The sequence below is a fragment of the Streptomyces sp. NPDC001858 genome (assembly GCF_053594615.1).
Window position 1 is genome coordinate 204,448 of record NZ_JBSFEV010000004.1, and the last position, 18,211, is coordinate 222,658.

General features: G+C 70.7%; 20 protein-coding genes. 14 read left to right on the top strand and 6 right to left on the bottom strand.

Features of this window, described 5'->3' with window-relative positions; all coding sequences use genetic code 11:
• Positions 1–126 precede the first annotated feature (126 nt).
• The 3 genes from ACWCPF_RS07605 to ACWCPF_RS07615 all read left to right on the top strand — a co-directional run bounded on the left by ACWCPF_RS07605 (position 127) and on the right by ACWCPF_RS07615 (position 2,858).
• Complete coding sequence (locus ACWCPF_RS07605; protein WP_451044036.1) at positions 127–1,404, top strand: amidohydrolase family protein; 1,278 nt, start codon at positions 127–129, stop codon at positions 1,402–1,404.
• A complete protein-coding gene (locus ACWCPF_RS07610) occupies positions 1,401–2,402 on the top strand; it encodes an LLM class F420-dependent oxidoreductase (protein ID WP_451044037.1) in 1,002 nt (333 codons plus the stop codon). Before ACWCPF_RS07605 ends, ACWCPF_RS07610 begins: the two co-directional genes overlap by 4 nt.
• Positions 2,403–2,552: 150 nt before the next feature.
• Positions 2,553–2,858: a Uma2 family endonuclease gene (locus tag ACWCPF_RS07615; RefSeq protein WP_451044038.1), complete on the top strand. Its 306-nt coding sequence runs from the start codon at positions 2,553–2,555 to the stop codon at positions 2,856–2,858.
• A 134-nt stretch (positions 2,859–2,992) separates the two neighbouring features.
• On the opposite strand, the gene ACWCPF_RS07620 is transcribed toward ACWCPF_RS07615, so the two are convergent.
• Complete coding sequence (locus ACWCPF_RS07620) at positions 2,993–3,475, bottom strand: hypothetical protein (RefSeq protein ID WP_451044039.1); 483 nt, start codon at positions 3,473–3,475, stop codon at positions 2,993–2,995.
• A gap of 320 nt (positions 3,476–3,795) precedes the next feature.
• Here ACWCPF_RS07620 and ACWCPF_RS07625 point away from each other — a divergent pair, with 320 nt between their 5' ends.
• The 5 genes from ACWCPF_RS07625 (at position 3,796) to ACWCPF_RS07645 (ending at position 9,925) form a co-directional block, all read left to right on the top strand.
• On the top strand, positions 3,796–4,566 hold the full coding sequence (locus ACWCPF_RS07625) for an SDR family NAD(P)-dependent oxidoreductase (RefSeq protein WP_451044040.1): 771 nt from the start codon (positions 3,796–3,798) through the stop codon (positions 4,564–4,566).
• Positions 4,567–4,738: 172 nt separating this feature from the next.
• Complete coding sequence (locus ACWCPF_RS07630) at positions 4,739–5,857, top strand: LLM class flavin-dependent oxidoreductase (RefSeq protein ID WP_451044041.1); 1,119 nt, start codon at positions 4,739–4,741, stop codon at positions 5,855–5,857.
• 120 nt (positions 5,858–5,977) lie between these two features.
• On the top strand, positions 5,978–7,708 hold the full coding sequence (locus ACWCPF_RS07635; RefSeq protein ID WP_451044042.1) for an N-acyl-D-amino-acid deacylase family protein: 1,731 nt from the start codon (positions 5,978–5,980) through the stop codon (positions 7,706–7,708).
• Positions 7,705–9,183, top strand: a complete 1,479-nt coding sequence (locus ACWCPF_RS07640; protein ID WP_451044043.1) for an aldehyde dehydrogenase family protein — start codon at positions 7,705–7,707, stop codon at positions 9,181–9,183. Before ACWCPF_RS07635 ends, ACWCPF_RS07640 begins: the two co-directional genes overlap by 4 nt.
• A gap of 193 nt (positions 9,184–9,376) precedes the next feature.
• A complete protein-coding gene (locus tag ACWCPF_RS07645) occupies positions 9,377–9,925 on the top strand; it encodes a DUF3455 domain-containing protein (protein ID WP_451044044.1) in 549 nt (182 codons plus the stop codon).
• Positions 9,926–10,028: 103 nt separating this feature from the next.
• On the opposite strand, the gene ACWCPF_RS07650 is transcribed toward ACWCPF_RS07645, so the two are convergent.
• Positions 10,029–10,790, bottom strand: coding sequence for a helix-turn-helix domain-containing protein (locus ACWCPF_RS07650; RefSeq protein WP_451044045.1), 762 nt, complete (start codon positions 10,788–10,790; stop codon positions 10,029–10,031).
• A gap of 222 nt (positions 10,791–11,012) precedes the next feature.
• Here ACWCPF_RS07650 and ACWCPF_RS07655 point away from each other — a divergent pair, with 222 nt between their 5' ends.
• The 4 genes from ACWCPF_RS07655 to ACWCPF_RS07670 all read left to right on the top strand — a co-directional run bounded on the left by ACWCPF_RS07655 (position 11,013) and on the right by ACWCPF_RS07670 (position 14,575).
• A complete protein-coding gene (locus ACWCPF_RS07655) occupies positions 11,013–11,693 on the top strand; it encodes a DUF4097 family beta strand repeat-containing protein (protein WP_451044046.1) in 681 nt (226 codons plus the stop codon).
• Between the two features lie 105 nt (positions 11,694–11,798).
• Positions 11,799–12,818 (top strand): ATP-binding cassette domain-containing protein, encoded by a 1,020-nt coding sequence (locus tag ACWCPF_RS07660; protein WP_451044047.1) that lies wholly within the window; start codon positions 11,799–11,801, stop codon positions 12,816–12,818.
• A complete protein-coding gene (locus ACWCPF_RS07665) occupies positions 12,815–13,600 on the top strand; it encodes an ABC transporter permease (RefSeq protein WP_451044048.1) in 786 nt (261 codons plus the stop codon). Before ACWCPF_RS07660 ends, ACWCPF_RS07665 begins: the two co-directional genes overlap by 4 nt.
• 180 nt (positions 13,601–13,780) lie before the next feature.
• Positions 13,781–14,575, top strand: a complete 795-nt coding sequence (locus tag ACWCPF_RS07670) for an alpha/beta fold hydrolase (RefSeq protein ID WP_451044049.1) — start codon at positions 13,781–13,783, stop codon at positions 14,573–14,575.
• Positions 14,576–14,601: 26 nt separating this feature from the next.
• Here ACWCPF_RS07670 and ACWCPF_RS07675 read toward each other — a convergent pair whose 3' ends face one another.
• Complete coding sequence (locus ACWCPF_RS07675; RefSeq protein WP_451044050.1) at positions 14,602–14,997, bottom strand: nitroreductase/quinone reductase family protein; 396 nt, start codon at positions 14,995–14,997, stop codon at positions 14,602–14,604.
• 108 nt (positions 14,998–15,105) lie between these two features.
• On the opposite strand from ACWCPF_RS07675, the gene ACWCPF_RS07680 reads away from it, so the two are divergent.
• Complete coding sequence (locus ACWCPF_RS07680) at positions 15,106–15,993, top strand: endonuclease/exonuclease/phosphatase family protein (protein WP_451044051.1); 888 nt, start codon at positions 15,106–15,108, stop codon at positions 15,991–15,993.
• Here the strand turns inward: ACWCPF_RS07680 and ACWCPF_RS07685 are convergent.
• The 3 genes from ACWCPF_RS07685 to ACWCPF_RS07695 form a co-directional block, all read right to left on the bottom strand.
• The gene (locus tag ACWCPF_RS07685; RefSeq protein ID WP_451044052.1) at positions 15,942–16,406 is read right to left on the bottom strand and encodes a nuclear transport factor 2 family protein; all 465 of its coding nucleotides are present in this window, start codon (positions 16,404–16,406) and stop codon (positions 15,942–15,944) included. The genes ACWCPF_RS07680 and ACWCPF_RS07685 overlap by 52 nt on opposite strands.
• A gap of 88 nt (positions 16,407–16,494) precedes the next feature.
• A complete protein-coding gene (locus tag ACWCPF_RS07690; RefSeq protein WP_451044053.1) occupies positions 16,495–16,692 on the bottom strand; it encodes a DUF397 domain-containing protein in 198 nt (65 codons plus the stop codon).
• 9 nt (positions 16,693–16,701) lie between these two features.
• Complete coding sequence (locus ACWCPF_RS07695; protein WP_451044054.1) at positions 16,702–17,553, bottom strand: helix-turn-helix domain-containing protein; 852 nt, start codon at positions 17,551–17,553, stop codon at positions 16,702–16,704.
• A 197-nt stretch (positions 17,554–17,750) separates the two neighbouring features.
• Between ACWCPF_RS07695 and ACWCPF_RS07700 the strand changes: the two genes are divergently transcribed.
• The gene (locus tag ACWCPF_RS07700; RefSeq protein ID WP_451044055.1) at positions 17,751–18,188 is read left to right on the top strand and encodes an ATP-binding protein; all 438 of its coding nucleotides are present in this window, start codon (positions 17,751–17,753) and stop codon (positions 18,186–18,188) included.
• Positions 18,189–18,211: the final 23 nt, after the last annotated feature.

The following is an 18,211-nucleotide window of genomic DNA, read 5'->3' on the forward strand; positions in this document are numbered from 1 at the left end:
GTTGATCAAGTGGTTCGAGTCGATCAACTGTCGTATGAAGTCGCCCCGTTCCCGGCGGTCGACGGACTGCTGACGAGCGGTCGACAGACAGCTGACGATCCGTCAGATCGGCGCTACCGTGCCCCCATGGAGACCACACCGACGAGTACGACGCCTGCCACGCCCGCCACGCCTGCCACGCCCGCCACACCCCTCCCGCTCATCATCTCCGTCGACGACCACACCGTAGAGCCCAGCACCGTCTGGCAGGACCGCCTCCCGAAGAAGTACCTCGACACCGGGCCCCGCGTGGTCCGCGCCCCGCTGAAGGAGATGACCTTCCTCGGCGGCCGCTTCAAGCCCGTCATGGGCGAGCCCGGCGACGACGGCCCCATCGGCGACTGGTGGATCTACGAGGACCTGCACCGCCCCCTCACCCGCCTGGACACCGCCGTCGGCTTCAGCCGGGACGAGATCAAGCTGGAGGTCATCACCTACGAGCAGATGCGGCCGGGCTCCTACGACGTCCCGTCCCGGCTCGCCGACATGGACGTCAACCACGTCCAGTCCGCCGTCTGCTTCCCCACCTTCCCGCGCTTCTGCGGCCAGACCTTCACCGAGGCCGCCGACCGTGAACTGGGCCTGCTCTGCGTGCGCGCCTACAACGACTGGATGGTGGAGGAGTGGTGCGGGCCGCAGGCCCAGGGCCGTCTCATCCCGCTCACCCTCATCCCCCTGTGGGACGCCGAGCTCGCCGCGGCGGAGGTCCGGCGCAACGCCGCCCGCGGGGTGCGGGCGGTCGCCTTCTCCGAGATCCCCCCGCACCTCGGCCTGCCCTCCGTCCACACCGACTACTGGGACCCCTTCCTCGCCGCCTGCGACGAGACCGGCACGGTCGTCGCGATGCACATCGGCTCCAGCAGCCGGATGCCGTCCACGTCCGAGGACGCCCCGCCGGCCGTCGGCTCCACGATCACCTTCGCCAACTGCTGCTTCTCGATGGTCGACTGGCTGATGAGCGGCAAGTTCGAACGCTTCCCCGACCTGAAGGTGATGTACGCCGAGGGACAGATCGGGTGGATCCCCTACATCCTGGAGCGCGCCGACGTGGTGTGGGAGGAGAACCGGGGCTGGGGCGGGGTCGCGGACAAGGTCCACCGTCCCCCGTCCGAGCTCTTCGCCGACCACGTCTACGGCTGCTTCTTCGACGACGCCTTCGGCCTGCGCAACCTCGACTCCATCGGCCTCGGCAACGTCCTGTACGAGACCGACTACCCGCACTCCGACTCCACCTGGCCGAAGTCGCGCGAGGTCGGCGAGGCGCAGATGGGGCACCTGGCCCCGGACGTGGTCGAGCGGATCGTCCGGGGCAACGCGATCGACCTGCTGGGGCTGACCCCAGCAGGCCTGTGGAGCCCGCGGTGAGCCCGGCGGACGGCGCGGCGAGCCCGGCGGACGGCCCGGTGAGCCCGGCGGGCCTCGCCTACGGCATCCAGCTCCCGGTCCAGTCCCAGTCCACGATCTACGCCGAGCCGTGGGAGGCGGACGCCGGACCCGCCGACCTGGTGGCGATCGCCCAGGCCGCCGACCGGGCCGGCTTCGCGTACATCGCCGGCTGCGACCACGTGGCGATCCCGCGCCGACTGGCGGAGGCGATGAGCACGGTCTGGTACGACCCCGTCGCCACCCTCGCCCACCTCGCCGCGGTGACCGAACGCGTCCGGCTCCTCGCGCACGTCGCCGTCGTCGGCCTGCGCCACCCCCTCCTCACCGCCAAGCAGTACACGACCCTCGACCACCTCAGCGGCGGCCGGCTGATCCTCGGGGTCGGGGCCGGTCACGTACGGGAGGAGTTCGAGGCGCTCGGGGTGGACTTCGAGCGGCGCGGGGCCGTGCTCGACGAGACGCTCGACGCGCTGCGGGCCGCCCTGGGGGAGGAGGAGTTCCCGGTCCACCACGGCAAGCTGTACGACTTCGAGGGGCTCGGCCAGCGGCCCCGGCCCGCCCAGCCCCGCGTCCCCCTCTGGGTCGGCGGCTCCTCCCCGGCGGCCGTCCGCCGGGCCGCCCTCAAGGGCGACGGCTGGCTGCCCCAGGGCGACCCCAGGGACCGGCTGCCCGACCAGATCGAGCGGATCAGACGCATCCGCGACGCGGGCACGACCTGCTTCGGCGTCCCCTTCCCCGACCCCTTCACCATCGGCGCCATCACCGAGCCCCTCTACGTCGGCGCCCCCTCCTGGGACGTGGGCCGCCGCACCCTGAGCGGCCCCCCGCAGGCGCTCGCCGAGTCCCTCACCGCCTACCGGTCGATGGGCGTGAACCAGATCCAGATCCGCTTCCGCTGCCGCAGCCGCACGGAACTCACCGACCAGATGGAGGCCTTCGGCACAGAGGTGGGACCACTCCTGACCGGCTCTTCCTGAACGATCCGGTTGCGAGGCGGCCTCGGCGCCCCGGATGCCGTCGAGGGCACGGCGTTGCCATAGACGCACTCGTGACGGGGGACGGTGAGGCAGAGGAACATACCGCCGGGTACGTACGCGGTCTGCACTCCCTCACCTGCGCCCTGGCAGGTGGGCCCGTCGAGGTGCCGTGCCTCCGCTGCCCGAACGATCTCATCGGCCCGCTTCTCCACCTCGACGACGAAGGCCGGTGGCGCCCCGGATCTGACCATCGGTCCTCGTGCGTTCAAGGATGACGACGGCTGGCTCCTGGATGCCGACGCGGTCGAACTGGCCGTGGAGGTCAGCTCTCCGTCCGAGCGGCTCAAAGGCATCAACGAGAAGACGGCGTGGTACGCGGCCGCAGGCGTCGCTCGTCTTCTGCAGGTCGACCCACGGACGGGCACGTGGTCGCTGTTCGGCCGGCATACGTCGTGATGACGTCCGCGACCGTGGAGGTGTCCAGGGTGCGAGCGAGGTCGGCCTCGAAGCTCTCGGCGTCGCCCGGGAAGCCCCGCCCGTTCCACAGCGCGGCACGGATGTCGGCCACCGTCCCGAGGTGCGGCAGCGGGTTACGGGGCGCCTGTTCCCTGGTCCTCGTAGGAGGCGACCCTGGTGGCTACCAGAGTGCTGTTGGCGCCCGGGTCCTGCGGTGCGGGAAGCACCTTTTCGCTGTTGCACATCAACTGAACCTTGCCCGCCGTCGCCAGGGTCACAACTCCGGTGCCGCTCAGTGACATCTCGTTGTAGCCGCTGCTTCGAGGCGTTGCCATCTGAGGGCCACCAGGCGTGAGGTAGCAGTTCGCCTTGTCCGCGTATATCAGGTGGGCGGTACCAGTCACGGTGTAGGTCCCTGCCGGAAGTGACAGAGCGACGACCTGCGTGTAGGTCGTGCCGAACAACTTGTTCGATCTGGCCTTGTAGACATCGCCCGGGGCTGCGGATGCGGCGACCGACTGGGAAGCGTTCGCGGTGGATCCCGCGTAGGCGACTCCCAGCGCAGCGATGGCGACGGCGGACATCCCAATGGCTCCGGACTTGGCGACCTTGCGCATGACTCATTGCCTCCGCGACAGGTTTTGGATCAAGAAACGCCAAAGTACAGGCAGCACAGTCCCGTTGGCGGACTCAGGGAACAAGAGCTCGAATCGTTACGCGGGCGTAGATCTTGTTGCGGCACTGTTCACGCCTTTGCGGTGGAGCGGCCCGATCGGCCGCCGCGGGAGCGTGTGCGCATCGCAACGGCCTTCGGTATCAGCACCCGCAGTCGGAGGGACCGGCCCGCCACCCGTGTGCTGACACAGTATCTGACGGTGTGTCAGCTCAAGCGCTACGATGCGGACTCCAGCGACGCGAAAACGCCAGGGAGGTCGGCATGGGCAAGCTCGACGGAAGGGTCGTTCTCGTCACCGGGGCCGCGCGGGGCCAGGGCGAGCAGGAGGCGCGGCTGTTCCGGGAGGAGGGTGCGCAGGTCGTCGTCGCCGATGTGCTCGACGAGCAGGGGCAGGAGCTCGCGGACGAGATAGACGCGCGGTACGTCCACCTCGACGTCGGGCGGGAGGACTCCTGGCAGGCCGCCGTGCGCACCGTGCAGGAGGCCTACGGCCGGCTCGACGGCCTCGTCAACAACGCCGGCATTCTGCGCTTCAACGCCCTCGTCGACACGCCCCTCGACGAGTTCATGCAGGTCGTGCAGGTCAACCAGGTCGGCTGCTTCCTCGGTGTGAAGACGGTCGCGCCGGTGCTGACGGACGGCGGCACGATCGTCAACACGGCCTCGTACACGGCCCTGACCGGGATGGCGGCGGTGGGCGCGTACGCGGCGACCAAGCACGCGATCCTCGGGCTCACCCGGGTCGCCGCCCTGGAGCTCGCGCCGCGCGGGATCCGGGTCAACGCGATGTGCCCCGGGGCCGTCGACACCGCGATGTCCAACCCGTCGCTGCTGGACCCGGACGCGGACCCCGAGGAGACCTCGAAGGCCCTGGACGGGCTCTACCGCAAGCTCGTGCCGCTCGGCCGGATCGGCCGGCCCGAGGAGGTGGCGAGGCTCGCCCTCTTCCTCACCTCGGACGACTCCTCGTACATCACCGGCCAGCCGTTCGTGATCGACGGGGGCTGGCTGGCCGGGGTGTCCTTGTTCTGAGTCAAGGGTTCCGAGTTCAGGGTTCAGGGTTCCGGTTTTCGAGACCGGCACTTCTGACTAGTCGTCAGGTATTGACGGTGCATGCCGCCGGTGCCACAGTCGGCGACAGCCGTTGGAGCTGACGGTTCGTCAGAAACGATGCTCATTGACTGACTGGGGACGGTGAACCTCCTTGGAATTCGGGCTCTTTGTACAGGGATACGTGGGCAAGCGTGCCGAGACCGATCCACTCGCCGAGCACAAGGCGCTGATGGAGGAGACCGAGTACGTCATCCAGGCGGACAAGTCCGGGTTCAAGTACGCCTGGGCCTCCGAGCACCACTTCCTGGAGGAGTACTCGCACCTCTCCGCCAACGACGTCTTCCTCGGCTACCTCGCCCACGCGACGGAGCGGATCCATCTGGGGTCGGGGATCTTCAACCCGCTCGCCCAGGTCAACCACCCGGTGAAGGTCGCCGAGAAGGTCGCCATGCTCGACCATCTCTCCGAGAACCGCTTCGAGTTCGGCAGCGGCCGCGGTGCCGGCTCGCACGAGATCCTCGGCTTCCTCCCCGGGATCACCGACATGAACTACACGAAGGAGATCTGGGAGGAGACCATCGCCGAGTTCCCGAAGATGTGGCTCCAGGACGAGTACGTCGGCTTCCAGGGCAAGCACTGGCAGCTGCCGCCGCGCAAGGTCCTGCCGAAGCCGTACGGGAAGTCCCACCCGGCGATGTGGTACGCGGCCGGGTCGCCGCCGTCGTACGCGATGGCCGCGCGCAAGGGGCTCGGCGTCCTCGGCTTCAGCATCCAGAAGGTCTCCGACATGGAGTGGGTGCTGGAGCAGTACAAGACGGCGGTCGTCAACGCCGAGCCGATCGGTGACTTCGTCAACGACAACGTGATGGTGACGACGACGGCGATCTGTGCGCCCACGCACGACGAGGCGATCCGGATCGCCGTGGACGGCGGGCTGCACTATCTGCCGTCGTTGGTGTTCCGCTACCACGACACGTTCCCCAAGCCCGAGGGCTTCCCCGTCTGGCCGGAGACGCTGCCCGAGTACAACGCCGAGTTCGTCGAACTCCTCATCGAGGAGGAGCTGTTGATCTGCGGCGATCCGGACGAGGTGACGCGGCAGTGCAAGCGGTGGGAGCAGGCCGGGGCCGATCAGCTGTCGTTCGGGCTGCCGGTGGGGGTGCCGAAGGCGGAGACGTTGCAGACGATCCGGTTGATCGGGGAGCACGTGATTCCGAAGATCGACACGGATCCCGTGCATCGGACTACGCGGTTCCGGCAAGGGGCTTGAGCGTTCGTCGGCGGGTGCGGGTCCGTCGTGGCTGGTCGCGCCCACGCGGCGGTAGCCGCACATCGAAACAGCCCCGCGCCCCTGGGTGGGCATCCCGCACGCATCTTGAGGAGGCATCCCATGCTCGATCACGTCATCAAAGGCGCGACCGTCGTCGACGGGACCGGTGTGCCCGCCTTTGTTGCTGATGTCGGGATCCGGGACGGGCGGATCGCCGTCGTCGGGTCGGTCACCGAGGAGTCGCGTACGGTCGAGGACGCCGCCGGGCTCGTCCTCGCGCCCGGGTTCGTCGATCCGCATACGCACTACGACGCCCAGTTGTTCTGGGATCCGTACGCGACCCCGTCCCTGAACCACGGGGTGACCACCGTCGCCGCCGGGAACTGCGGGTTCACGCTCGCGCCGCTGAATCCCGCCCGCCCCGAGGACGCCGACTACACGCGGCGGATGATGTCCAAGGTGGAGGGGATGTCCCTGGTCGCGTTGGAGGAGGGGGCGCCCTGGTCCTGGAGCGGCTTTGGGGAGTACCTGGACGCGCTGGAGGGGCGGATCGCCGTCAACGCGGGCTTCATGGTGGGGCATTGCGCGCTGCGGCGGCATGTGATGGGGCCGGAGGCGGTGGGCGGGCAGCCCACCGAAGAGCAACTGGCCGCCATCGTCCGGCTGTTGCACGAGGCCATGGAGGCGGGGGCCTGGGGCTTCTCCACCACCCAGTCCTCCACCCACTCCGACGGGGACGGGCAGCCCGTCGCGTCCCGCCACGCGCTCCCGGCGGAGCTGCTGGCGATGTCGCGGGCCGTCGGCGACCACGAGGGCACGCAGATCGAGGCGATCGTCGCGGGCTGTCTGGACCAGTTCAGCGACGCCGAGATCGAGCTGTTCGCGGAGATGAGCGCGGCGGCCGGACGTCCGCTGAACTGGAACGTTCTCACCATCGACGCGGCCGTCCCGGAGCGGGTGCCCCGGCAGCTGTTCGCGAGCGAGCGGGCGCGCAAGGCCGGCGGCCGGGTCGTGGCGCTGACCATGCCGATCCTCACGCCGATGAACATGTCCCTGGGCACGTTCTGCGCGCTGAACCTGATCCCGGGGTGGGGTCCGATCCTCGCCCTGCCGGTCCCGGAGCGCATCGAGCGGCTGCGCGACCCGGACGTCCGGGCGGAGATGGTGCGGCGGGGGGAGTCGAAGGAGGCGGGCGTCTTCCGGCGGCTGACGAACTTCGGGCGGTATGTCATCGGCGACACCTACAGCGCGGCGAACGAGGGGCTCACCGGCCGGGTGGTGCGCGACATCGCCGCCGAACGCGGGCTGGACGCCTTCGCCTGTCTGGTCGAGATCTGCGCGGCCGACGACCTGCGGACGGTCCTGTGGCCGATGCCCACGGACAACGACCCCGACTCCTGGGCGCTGCGGGCTCAGACCTGGCAGCACGAGGACGTCCTGCTCGGCGGCTCCGACGCCGGCGCGCATCTGGACCGGATGTGCGGGGCGCCGTACACCACGCGCTTCCTCGGCGACTGTCTGCGCGGGCGGAAGCTGGCCGGTCTGGAGCAGGCGGTGAAGATGCTCACGGACGATCCGGCGCAGCTGTTCGGACTGCGGGAGCGGGGGCGGATCCAGGAGGGCTTCCACGCGGATCTCGTCCTGTTCGACCCGGAGCGGATCGACGCGGGCAAGGCCACCCTGGTGCACGACCTGCCGGGTGACAGTCCGCGGCTCGACTCCAAGGCGATCGGGGTGCGGGCGGTCTGGGTCAACGGCGTGGCGGCCATCCGGGACGACGTCGTGACGGGCGCCGTGCCGGGACGGGTGCTGCGCTCGGGGCGGGACACCAGGACGGTGAGCACCAGGTGAGCGACGAGGCGGCGGAGGGGGAAGCCCTCGACGGGCAGCGGCTGTTCGTGGGCGGGGTCTGGGCCGAACCCGACGGCGGTCACTACGAGATCGTCGACCCGGCGACCGAGGGGACCGTCGGGTGGGCCCCGGAGGCCTCGCGGGATCAGGTGCGGGCGGCCTGCGCCGCTGCCCGCGAGGCCTTCGGCTCGTGGTCGCGCACCTCGCCCGAGGAGCGGGCGGCGGTGCTCGGCCGGGCCGCGGACATCATCCGCGGCCGGCTGGCGCCCTACGCCGAGCTCGCCCAGGCGGAGACGGGCGCCACGACCGGGACCGCGCGCGCGATGCAGGTCGGGGTCGGCGCGGCCCGCTTTCGCCGCTACGCGCGCGTGGAGCCCGCCGAGTGGCCGGTCCCGCCGCAGATCAACGAGGCCGGCCCGATGGGGAAGGCCGGGGTGATGGGCGCGGTGGCGGTCCGGCAGCCGGTCGGGGTCGTCACCTGCATCACCTCCTACAACAACCCCTGGGCGAACCCGGCCGGGAAGATCGCCCCCGCCCTCGCCATGGGCAACACGGTGGTGGTGAAGCCCGCCCCGCAGGATCCGCTGTCCGTCTACCGGATGGCGGAGGCGCTGGAGGCGGCGGGCGCGCCGCGCGGGGTGGTCAACGTCGTCTCCGGGCGCGCGGTCGAGATCGGTGAGACGGCCGTGTCGTCGCCGGACGTCGACATGGTCAGCTTCACCGGCTCGACGGCCGTCGGACAGCGCATCGCCGAGGTGTGCGGCCGGGACATGAAACGCCAGTTGATGGAGCTGGGCGGCAAGGGTGCGGCGGTCGTCCTGGACGACGCGGACGTCGGCTCGGCGGTGGCGGGCATCGGGACGACCTTCTCCTTCTACAGCGGCCAGATCTGCACGGCCCCCACGCGCGTGCTGGCCCAGCGCGGGGTGTACGACCGGCTGGTGGAGCAACTGGCGGCGTATGCGGGTCGGTTGACGGTGGGGGATCCGAGGGCGGCGGGCACGGTCGTCGGCCCGGTGATCTCGGCCGCGCACCGGGACCGGGTCGAGTCCTATGTCGAACTGGGCCGGAAGGAGGGCGCGGTGGTCGTCGCGGGCGGCGAACGTCCGCCGTTGGACCGGGGGTTCTACGTCGCCCCGACCCTCCTCGCCGACTGCACGAACGACATGCGGGTGGCCAGGGAGGAGATCTTCGGCCCGGTGGTGACGGTCATCCCGTTCGACGAGGAGGACGAGGGCATCGCCCTGGCCAACGACAGCGACTACGGCCTCATCGACTACGTCTGGTCGGCCGACGTGGCCCGCGCCTTCCGCGTGGCCCGGCGGCTACGGGCCGGGGGCGTCGGGATCAACACCGTGGGCCGCAACATGGAGGCCCCGTTCGGCGGGTTCAAGCGCAGCGGCGTCGGCCGGGACGTCGGCTCGTACGCGCTGCACGCGTACAGCGAGGTGCAGTCGATCGTCTGGCCGGGATGATGTGCCCTTTTGAGCCACGGCGGTGTCCCGGGCGTGCAGACAGCGTGGTGCCGGAGGCCCATAACCGGCCAGTAGCCTCCGAATCGTGCGGGCGGGCACGTAACGTCCCGACGCGGGAGACAGGGACAGCACATCTGTCCATTCGACATGTCTTCCCCTGAAGGACATTCAGAAAACGTTCTGGAGACCCCACTTGAAGCTCGCCAAGCGTCTCGCCCTCACCACCACGGCCGCTGCCGTCGCGCTCGCCGGTACCGTGCTCGCCACGACGGCCGATGCCGCGCCCGCGCAGTCGTCCGTCACCTCGGTCAAGGCTCCCGCCGCCCTCAAGGTGCCGGACGGCAACCGTCTCACCGGCGTCTTCGACGCCCGCGGCGTCCAGACCTACACCTGCACCGACGGCGTCTGGAAGCTCCTGGAGCCCGCCGCCACCCTGTCGGCCAAGAGAGACCGCGCCCACCGCCCGCTCGCGCTGCACTCCCGCGGCCCGGTCTGGGTGTCCACGGTGGACGGCAGCGCCGTCAACGCCGCGGCCGTCGCCACGTCCCCCAAGGCCGGCACCATCCCCGAGCTGCTCCTGAAGTCCACCGCCACGCGCGGCGCGGGCACCTTCGCGGACGTCAGCTACATCCAGCGCCTCGACACGTCCGGCGGGGTGGCCCCGACCACGGCCTGCACGGGCGCCGAGCAGGTCAGCGTGCCGTACGCGGCCACGTACACGTTCTACAAGCCGGCGAAGTGACCCGAGCCGAGCCGAGCCGCGCCGCGCGGTAGGCGCCGGCAACGACAGAGCCCCCTACGGATCCGAGGACAAGGATCCGTAGGGGGCTCTGTCGTGCCCGGTGCTATGGGTGATCCGGCTTCGGTTGCGACTCGGCAGTGCCGTCCGAGGCCGTCTCGGGCTTCGTGTGGAGGATGGCGCGGGCCTGTTCCGCGGCGCGGGCGGTGTTCTCCGAGACGAAGTCGAGGAAGCGGGCCATGTTCTCGAGGCGGACGGCGGCCGGGGTCCGCAGGCCGAGGACGCCGATGCCCTGCCGTGCGGTCTCGGCGACCTGGGCGGTGCCACGGGCGCTGGCCATCATCGAGTCGTACATGATGTCGTCGTCGACGACATAGCGCTCGCGCCGGCGCTCGTCGCGTTCCCGGCGGACCATGCCCTGGCCTTCCAGGAACGCGATCGCCTTGGAGACGGACGCCGGGCTGACCTGGAGGCGCTGGGCGAGTTCGGACGCGTTGAGGCTCCCCGAGTCCGTGAGCAGGAGGCTTGCCAGCACCCGGGCCATCATCGTGGGCATGCCCGACGAGATGAACACGGTGGTGAGCACCTCCTCGTACGCGCGCACCGCCTCCGCGTCGCGCCCGTGGGGCTGCGCGGGCGCCTTCGGGTCCCGGGTCGCGCTCTGCCTGCGCCGGTGGGCGCGCTGCTCGGTGGCGCGGTGGGCGAGTTCGGCGCGGTAGGCGGTGGGGCCGCCGTTGCGCAGCACCTCACGCGTGACCGTCGACGTCGGACGGTCGATGCCTCTGGCGATCTCCGCGTAGGCGTGGCCGTCGGCCAGCCCCACTGCGATCTGCTGGCGTTCCTGCTGGGTGAGCCTGCCTCCCGGCATCGCGGTCTCCTTCGTGCTCCGTGGTGCCTCCCAATATAGCGTTCACTCCCATTTCATTGCAACGTGCAGAGTGTGGTTATTGCATTAGCCTCCAGGTCGTTGCAACGATTTCTCTGCTCTTACCTGCGTGAATGTCATTTCTATGCAACGACGGCGTTGCCAAGTTCGTGAACGCAACGTAGCTTTTTCCTCATCGGAAACAACGACTCCAAGGAGAGAACGATGCAGAAGTTCGACACCCCCGCCGCCGTCTCCACCGTCCTCGACATCCCCGCGGGACGCATCCAGTTCATCGCCGCCGACCGCGCCGACACCACCGTCGAGGTCCGGCCGGCGAACGCCTCCAAGAGCCGCGACGTGAAGGCGGCGGAGCAGATCTCGGTCGGCTACGCGGACGGCGTCCTGCGGATCGAGGCCCCGGCCGCGAAGAACCGGATCCTCGGCTCCTCCGGATCCGTCGAGGTGACCGTCCAGCTGCCCACCGGCTCCCGCGTCGAGGCGAAGGCGGGCAGCGCCGAGTTCCGGGGCGTCGGCCGGCTCGGCGACGTCGTCTTCGAGGGCGCGTACGGCCCGCAGGACGCGGTCAAGCTCGACGAGGCCGCGAGCGTCCGCCTCATCGCCCTCGCCGGCGACATCTCGGTCGGCCGACTGAACGGCCCGGCGGAGATCAGCACCCAGAAGGGCGACCTCCGCGTCGCCGAGGCCCTGGGCGGCACGCTCACCCTGAGCACCCAGCACGGCGACATCTCGGTCGGCGCGGCCCACGGGGTCTCCGCCTCCCTGGACGCCGGCACCGGCTTCGGCCGGATCCAGAACACCCTCAAGAACGCCGACGGCGCCGACGCCGGCCTGACCGTCCACGCCACCACCGGCTACGGCGACATCACCGCCCACAGCCTCTGACCGTCGCCCGCAACCGCTGAAGCAAACCGCCGAGGCACCCGCCGAAGCAACGGCCGAAGCAACCGCTGAACAGCCTCTGAAGCAGCCTCTGAAGGAGCACCCATCATGACCAGCTTGGCCATCGCGGCGAACGGGCTGCGCAAGTCCTACGGGGACAAGGTCGTGCTCGACGGCATCGACCTGGCCGTCCCCGAAGGGACGATCTTCTCCCTGCTCGGCCCGAACGGCGCCGGCAAGACCACCGCCGTGAAGATCCTCTCCACGCTCATCTCGGCCGACGGCGGGCAGGTGCAGGTCGCGGGCCGCGACGTGGCCGCTCAACCGCAGGCGGTGCGTGCGGCGATCGGCGTCACCGGGCAGTTCTCCGCCGTCGACGGTCTGATCACCGGCGAGGAGAACATGCTGCTCATGGCGGACCTGCACCACCTCTCCCGCAGTGAGGGACGGCGGGCCGCCGCCGAACTGCTGGAGCGCTTCGACCTCACCGAGGCCGCGAAGAAGCCGGCCGCCGGCTACTCCGGCGGTATGAAGCGACGCCTGGACCTCGCGATGACGCTGGTCGGCGGCCCGCGGATCATCTTCCTCGACGAGCCGACCACCGGCCTCGACCCGCGCAGCCGCCACAACATGTGGCAGATCATCCGCGAGCTGGTCTCCGACGGCGTCACCGTCTTCCTCACCACCCAGTACCTGGAGGAGGCCGACCAGCTCGCCGACCGCATCGCCGTGCTCAACGACGGCCGGATCGCGGCCGAGGGCACCGCCGAGGAGCTGAAGCGGATCGTCCCGGGCGGACACGTCCGGCTCCGCTTCACCGACCCGGCCGCCTACCGCTCCGCCGCCTCCGCGGTGGGCGAGGCCGCCCGGGACGACGAGGCGCTGTCCCTGCAGATCCCCAGCGACGGCAGCCAGCGCGTCCTGCGCACCCTCCTCGACCGGCTGGACTCCGTCGGCGTCGAGGCGGACGAACTGACCGTGCACACCCCCGACCTCGACGACGTCTTCTTCGCCCTCACCGACGGCGCCGACGTCCCCAGCCAGTCCCGTCAGTCCGACGAGCCGAGCCAGTCCAACCAGCCGAGCCAGTCCGGTCAGTCCGGTCAGTCCAAGGAGAACGTCCGATGAGCTCCCTCTCCCTCGCCGTGCGCGACTCCTCCACCATGCTGCGCCGCAACCTCCTGCACGCCCGGCGCTACCCGTCCCTCACGCTGAACCTGCTGCTCACGCCGGTCATGCTGCTCCTGCTCTTCGTCTACATCTTCGGCGACGTGATGAGCGTGGGCATCGGCGGCACGGACCGCTCCGACTACATCGCCTACATCGTCCCGGGCATCCTGATGCTGACCATCGGCGGCACCGTCGTCGGGAGCGCGGTGTCCGTCTCCACGGACATGAACGAGGGCATCATCGCCCGCTTCCGCACGATGGCGATCCACCGCGGCTCCGTGCTCATCGGGCACGTCGTCGGCAGTGTGCTGCAGTGCGTCGCCAGCGTCGTCCTCGTCGGCGCCGTCGGGGTGGCCATCGGCTTCCGGTCCACCGACGCCACGGCCCTGGAATGGCTGGCCGCGTTCGGACTGCTCGTGCTCTTCTCCCTGGCGCTCACCTGGATCGCCGTCGGCATGGGCCTGGCCAGCCCGAACGCCGAGGCCGCCGCCAACAGCGCCCAGCCGCTGGTCCTGCTGCCGCTCATCTCCAGCGCCTTCATCCCGGCCGACACCATGCCGGGCTGGTTCCGGCCCATCGCCGAGTACCAGCCCTTCACCCCCGCCATCGAGACCCTGCGCGGACTGCTCCTCGGCACCGAGATCGGCCACAACGGCTGGCTCGCGGTCGCCTGGAGCCTGGGGCTCGCGGTGCTCGGCTACTTCTGGTCGGCCTCGACGTACAACCGCGACCCGAAGTAGCGGCCATGACGGCGCGGGCCACACCCCGCAACTCGCTTCGCAACTCGCTTCGCAACTCGCTTCGCAACTCGCTTCGCCCCAGGGCGGCGTACCCCGACATCACGTCGGAGCACGCCGCCCGTCGGCGTTCCGGCCGCCGCACCATGGCCACCGTCGCCATGGCAACGTACGGTGACCGGTATGGAACGTATGGTGACGGTCGAGAACGGCGAAATCTGGGCGGCGGAGACGGGGGCCGGGGGCCAGGGCCTACCGGTGGTCCTGCTCCATCCCGGAGTCGGGGACTCCCGGCTCTGGGATCCGGTCCTGCCCCACCTGACCCACCTCCCCCGTCTGATCCGCTACGACGCGCGCGGCTACGGCAACTCGCCCAAGCCCGCGACGGGTTACAGCCAGCGCGCGGACCTGCGCGCGATCCTCGACCACTTCGGCGTGGAGCGGGCCGTGCTCGTCGGCTCCAGCATGGGCGGCCGTACGGCGATCGGCATGGCGCTGGACGAGCCCGGCCGAGTCGCCGGACTCGGACTGCTGGTGCCGGGCGTCTCGGGCTACCCCGACGTGGAGGTGCGGGAGGTGACCGAACAGATCGAGACCCTGGCCAAGGCCGGCGACATGGACGGCCTCGTCGCGCTTGCGCTGCGGCTGTGGGGAGCGGCGGGCACGCCCCCCGACCCGGAGGCCACGGCGGCCCTGCGCGCGGCGATCCCCGCCTGGTTCACGACCTACGGCCACGAGGCCGAGGAACCCCCGCTCTTCGACCGCCTCGGCGAGCTGGACCTGCCCTGCGCGCTGCTGCTCGGCGAACGGGACCAGCCCGAAGTGGTCCGCTGCAACGAGGAGATGGCCGCCCGCATCCCCGGCTGCGAGCTGCTCCGCCACCCGGACAGCGACCACTTCCCGACGCTGCGCGCACCGCGGGCGGTGGCGGAACTGGTGACGAGCCTGTACGCGCGGGCGGCCAAAGCCCCGGCCTGAGCCGAGGCGCTTCGCCCGATCGGACGTCAGTCGGTGAGGTCGACCCGCACGGTGAGCAGCCCGGTCCCCAGCGCCCGGACGGCCGTGCTGTTGGCCTTGGGCAGGGTGCGCAGGCGGGCGACCGGGTCGTCGTCGGGCAGCAGGTGGGCGGTGCCGTGGTGCCACCGCCCGCCGATCCGCACCCGTACCCGCGGATCGGCCTGGATGTTGCGGACGTACTGCGACCGCTCCCCGAACTCCGAGACCAGCCAGAACGTGTCGCCCTCGCGCCGCCCGCCCAGCGGGGTGCGGCGGGGCAGGCCGGAGACCCGGCCGGTGGTCTCCAGGAGCGTGTGGAACGGCAGGCGGCGCATGAGCGGGTTGGCGAGGTACCGCTGCACGGCGGTGGTCGCGCGGAAGCGGAGGTCGGTGGGCCGGGCCATGATCCGTGGCACTCCTTCGCGGACAGTACTGCTGCTGTCGCTGCTGTCGCATCTGTTGCTTCAATGGTCCCCCGACCCCTTCTGCGTGACGAGAGCGGGTGGCTGCACATGCGCGTGGTGAGCTGGAACCTGTGGTGGCGGTTCGGCCCCTGGCGGGAACGGCAGAAGGCGATCCTGTCGGTGTTGCGGGAGCTGCGCCCCGACGTGATCGGCCTCCAGGAGGTGTGGGCGGCCGGCGACGAGAACCTCGCCGAGTGGCTGGCCGGCGAGCTGGGCCTGCACTGCGCGTGGGCGCCGTCGCCGTCCCCGGAACGCTGGCGCAAGCGCATAGGCGACGAGGGCGACGGGAGCGGGGCCGCCGGGATCGACATCGGCAACGCGGTGCTGAGCCGCTGGCCGGTGGTGGAGCAGGAGACGCTGCCGCTCCCCACGCCCCCCGACCTGGCCGACGGCCGCCTGGCCCTCTACGCGCGCGTGGCCGCACCCGCCTTCGACGTCCCCTTCTTCACCGCGCACCTCACGTCGGTCACGCACGCGTCGGCGGTGCGCTGCGCCCAGGTGACCGCGCTGGCGGAGTTCGTCGCCCGGCACCGCGCCGACACCCCGTTCCCGCCCGTCGTCACCGGCGACTTCAACGCCTGGCCGGACTCCGACGAGGTACGCCTCTTCGGCGGGACGAGGACCGCGCCGGCCGTCCCCGGCCAGGTCCTCTACGACGCCTGGGACTACGCCGACCCGACCGCCCCCGCGGCCACCTGGACCCCCGAGAACCCCTACGCGGCCCGCGTGCTGGAGCCTCCGGCCCGCATCGACTACATCCACGTCGGCCTGCCCGGCCCGGCGGGCGAGGGCCATGTGCGGAAGGTGTGGCGGGCGGGCCACGGCCCCGTCGACGGCGTCTGGCCCTCGGACCACGCGGCGGTGGCAGCGGACCTGGCGGAGGGTCAGCCCGCTTCCGGGTCGAACGCCCGTGCGACGGCAAGGCTGTCCTCATAGACGTGATGCCGCACGACGAGGCCGTCCTCGATCGTCAGATGCAGCGCGAACCGGGCGCGGTAGGCCCGCCCGGTCGAGCGGGCGGTCTGCCGGATCTCACCGAGCACGACGGCGTCGTCCCCGTCGACGAGGATCCGCTCGATCTCGGTCGCCGCCTGTCCCGGCACGTGGTGCTCGGCGAGCTCGCGGAAGTGGGCGGCGGCGTCGGCCCGGGTGGCCCGATGCCGGATCCAGGGCGTGGCGCTCCGAGGACGACCGTGCTCCCCCTCGGGCCAGTCCAACTTCCAGTCCCCGCGCTCGGCGTACAACTCCGCGATACGCCCGGGATCCCCCTCCCCGATCCGCCGCAGCAGTTCCTCGACAGCGGCGCGGGTGGTGGTGTGCGTGACCGAAGACTGCGTGTCCGACGACAAGGTCGTTCCCTCCCCAGCTGGATCCGCGCCCTCCGACGCGAACCGACCGCCAGTCTGACCGGCCCGGCCGGGGCGACGCGATTACCTCTCAGGTAATGCGGTCCTGAGACACCGCGCCCAGCAGCGCGGCAAAGGCGGCGGGCGTGGCGGTCAGGACGGAGCGGGAGGCGTCGCCGGATTCGATGAGGCGAATGGCAGCGGGGCCGGTGCCGAGATCGGCGGATATGTGGACGCACGATTCGCCTTGCCCGCAGTAGGACGACTTCTGCCAGGTGTGGGTGGGCATCGGATCTCCTTACAGGTCGTTGATGAGGCCGCGGAGGAAGTCGCGGGACTTCGACGGCTCCAGTGCCACGCGCTCCATGCGGTCCAGCAGCATGCGGTACATCTCCAACTGTGCCTCGGCGTCCAGGAGTACGGGACCATGGGACTGGTCGAGTGAGACCGTGTCGAGCTGGGGCAGGGGGCCGGACGCGTAGTGGATGTTCTGTCCGGACCCGGGGTACGCGCCGATGGCGAACGGGATCACCTGGACGGTGATGTGCTCGCGTTCGCTGTGCTCCAGGAGGTGCTCAAGCTGACGCTTGGCGGCAGCGGGGCCGCCGACGGGCACGCGCAGAGCGGCTTCGTGAATGACGGCGCTGAACGGGATCGGGTCGCTCCGCTCCAGGAGCGCCTGGCGCTGGAGCCGATGGCTCACGCGGAGTTCGACGTCCGATCGTGAGAACTCGGGTACGACCTGCCGGAAGATCTCGCGAGCGTGGTCGGCGGTCTGGAGCAGCCCCGGGATGTGCGCGGTGTTGGCGGACCGCAACGCGGTGGCGTGATGCTCCAGTTCCGCGATGTTCAGAAGCGCCGGCGGCAGCACCTCCCGGAACGTCTCCCACCATCCGCGGGTCTTGTCGGCTGCCATGGCGGCCAAGGCCTCGACGAACGCGGGGTCCGAGCATGTGTACGCGCGCGCCAGCGCGTTCACGCGCTCGGGACTCACGCCGAACCGGCCTGACTCCACATTGCTCAGCTGCCCCTGGCTGGTGCCGAGCGTGCGTGCGGCTTCGGTCGCCGTCATGCCCGCGCGCTCGCGCAACTTGCGCAACTCCACCGCGAGTCGGAGACGACGGGCCGTCAGCCGGGGCCTTGCAGGCACGTGAATCCTCCTGGACGCGCGTTCTGTCGGTCACTCACACGAGCGAGATATGAACTGAAGTATCTCGAAAGCCCGCAAATGACATTTGCCGAGCCCTATCTTCATGTCCAGGCGCCCCGCCGGGAAGCGCACCGTGGGACGCCACGGCATTGACACCAGGCACCCGTCCAACTCCCCTCAGTGACCGGAGACTTCCGATGGCCACCGTATCGCCGTCCTGGAACTACACCCTGCACCTTCCCCGCGATCCACGCGCACCGGGTATCGCGAGGGGCGTCCTCAGACTCGTCCTCGCCGCCCACGAGGTACCCGACCTCACCCCCACCGCGGAGCTCCTCGCGGCCGAGCTGCTGGCGAACTCGCACCTGCACACCGAGGGGGCGTACGCGCTGCGCCTCATGTCGACGCGGCCGGGCGGCGTCCGCGTCGCCGTCTGGGACACGGACCCGCGCGTCCCTCCCGGCTTCAAGGGCGACCCCCTCGGCACCGTACCCGAGGCGGACGCCGAAACCGGCCGAGGCCTGCACCTCGTACGGGCGTGCGCGGACGACGTCGGCGTCTCGGTACTCCGCTACCTGGGCGCATCCAAGGGCGGCAAACTGCTGTGGGCGGACTGCGGGGGCGGGACGAAGTGACGATCACGCGATGCCCGGCCCGG

Excerpts from the sequence above, each read along its gene's own strand:
- ACWCPF_RS07635 (WP_451044042.1), top strand. The coding sequence starts at position 5,978 with ATGCTCGATCACGTCATCAAAGGCGCGACCGTCGTCGACGGGACCGGT.
- ACWCPF_RS07605 (WP_451044036.1), top strand. The coding sequence starts at position 127 with ATGGAGACCACACCGACGAGTACGACGCCTGCCACGCCCGCCACGCCT.
- ACWCPF_RS07650 (WP_451044045.1), bottom strand. The coding sequence starts at position 10,790 with ATGCCGGGAGGCAGGCTCACCCAGCAGGAACGCCAGCAGATCGCAGTG.
- ACWCPF_RS07670 (WP_451044049.1), top strand. The coding sequence starts at position 13,781 with ATGGAACGTATGGTGACGGTCGAGAACGGCGAAATCTGGGCGGCGGAG.
- ACWCPF_RS07655 (WP_451044046.1), top strand. The coding sequence starts at position 11,013 with ATGCAGAAGTTCGACACCCCCGCCGCCGTCTCCACCGTCCTCGACATC.
- ACWCPF_RS07625 (WP_451044040.1), top strand. The coding sequence starts at position 3,796 with ATGGGCAAGCTCGACGGAAGGGTCGTTCTCGTCACCGGGGCCGCGCGG.
- ACWCPF_RS07700 (WP_451044055.1), top strand. The coding sequence starts at position 17,751 with ATGGCCACCGTATCGCCGTCCTGGAACTACACCCTGCACCTTCCCCGC.
- ACWCPF_RS07690 (WP_451044053.1), bottom strand. The coding sequence starts at position 16,692 with ATGCCCACCCACACCTGGCAGAAGTCGTCCTACTGCGGGCAAGGCGAA.
- ACWCPF_RS07680 (WP_451044051.1), top strand. The coding sequence starts at position 15,106 with ATGCGCGTGGTGAGCTGGAACCTGTGGTGGCGGTTCGGCCCCTGGCGG.
- ACWCPF_RS07665 (WP_451044048.1), top strand. The coding sequence starts at position 12,815 with ATGAGCTCCCTCTCCCTCGCCGTGCGCGACTCCTCCACCATGCTGCGC.
- ACWCPF_RS07660 (WP_451044047.1), top strand. The coding sequence starts at position 11,799 with ATGACCAGCTTGGCCATCGCGGCGAACGGGCTGCGCAAGTCCTACGGG.
- ACWCPF_RS07675 (WP_451044050.1), bottom strand. The coding sequence starts at position 14,997 with ATGGCCCGGCCCACCGACCTCCGCTTCCGCGCGACCACCGCCGTGCAG.
- ACWCPF_RS07620 (WP_451044039.1), bottom strand. The coding sequence starts at position 3,475 with ATGCGCAAGGTCGCCAAGTCCGGAGCCATTGGGATGTCCGCCGTCGCC.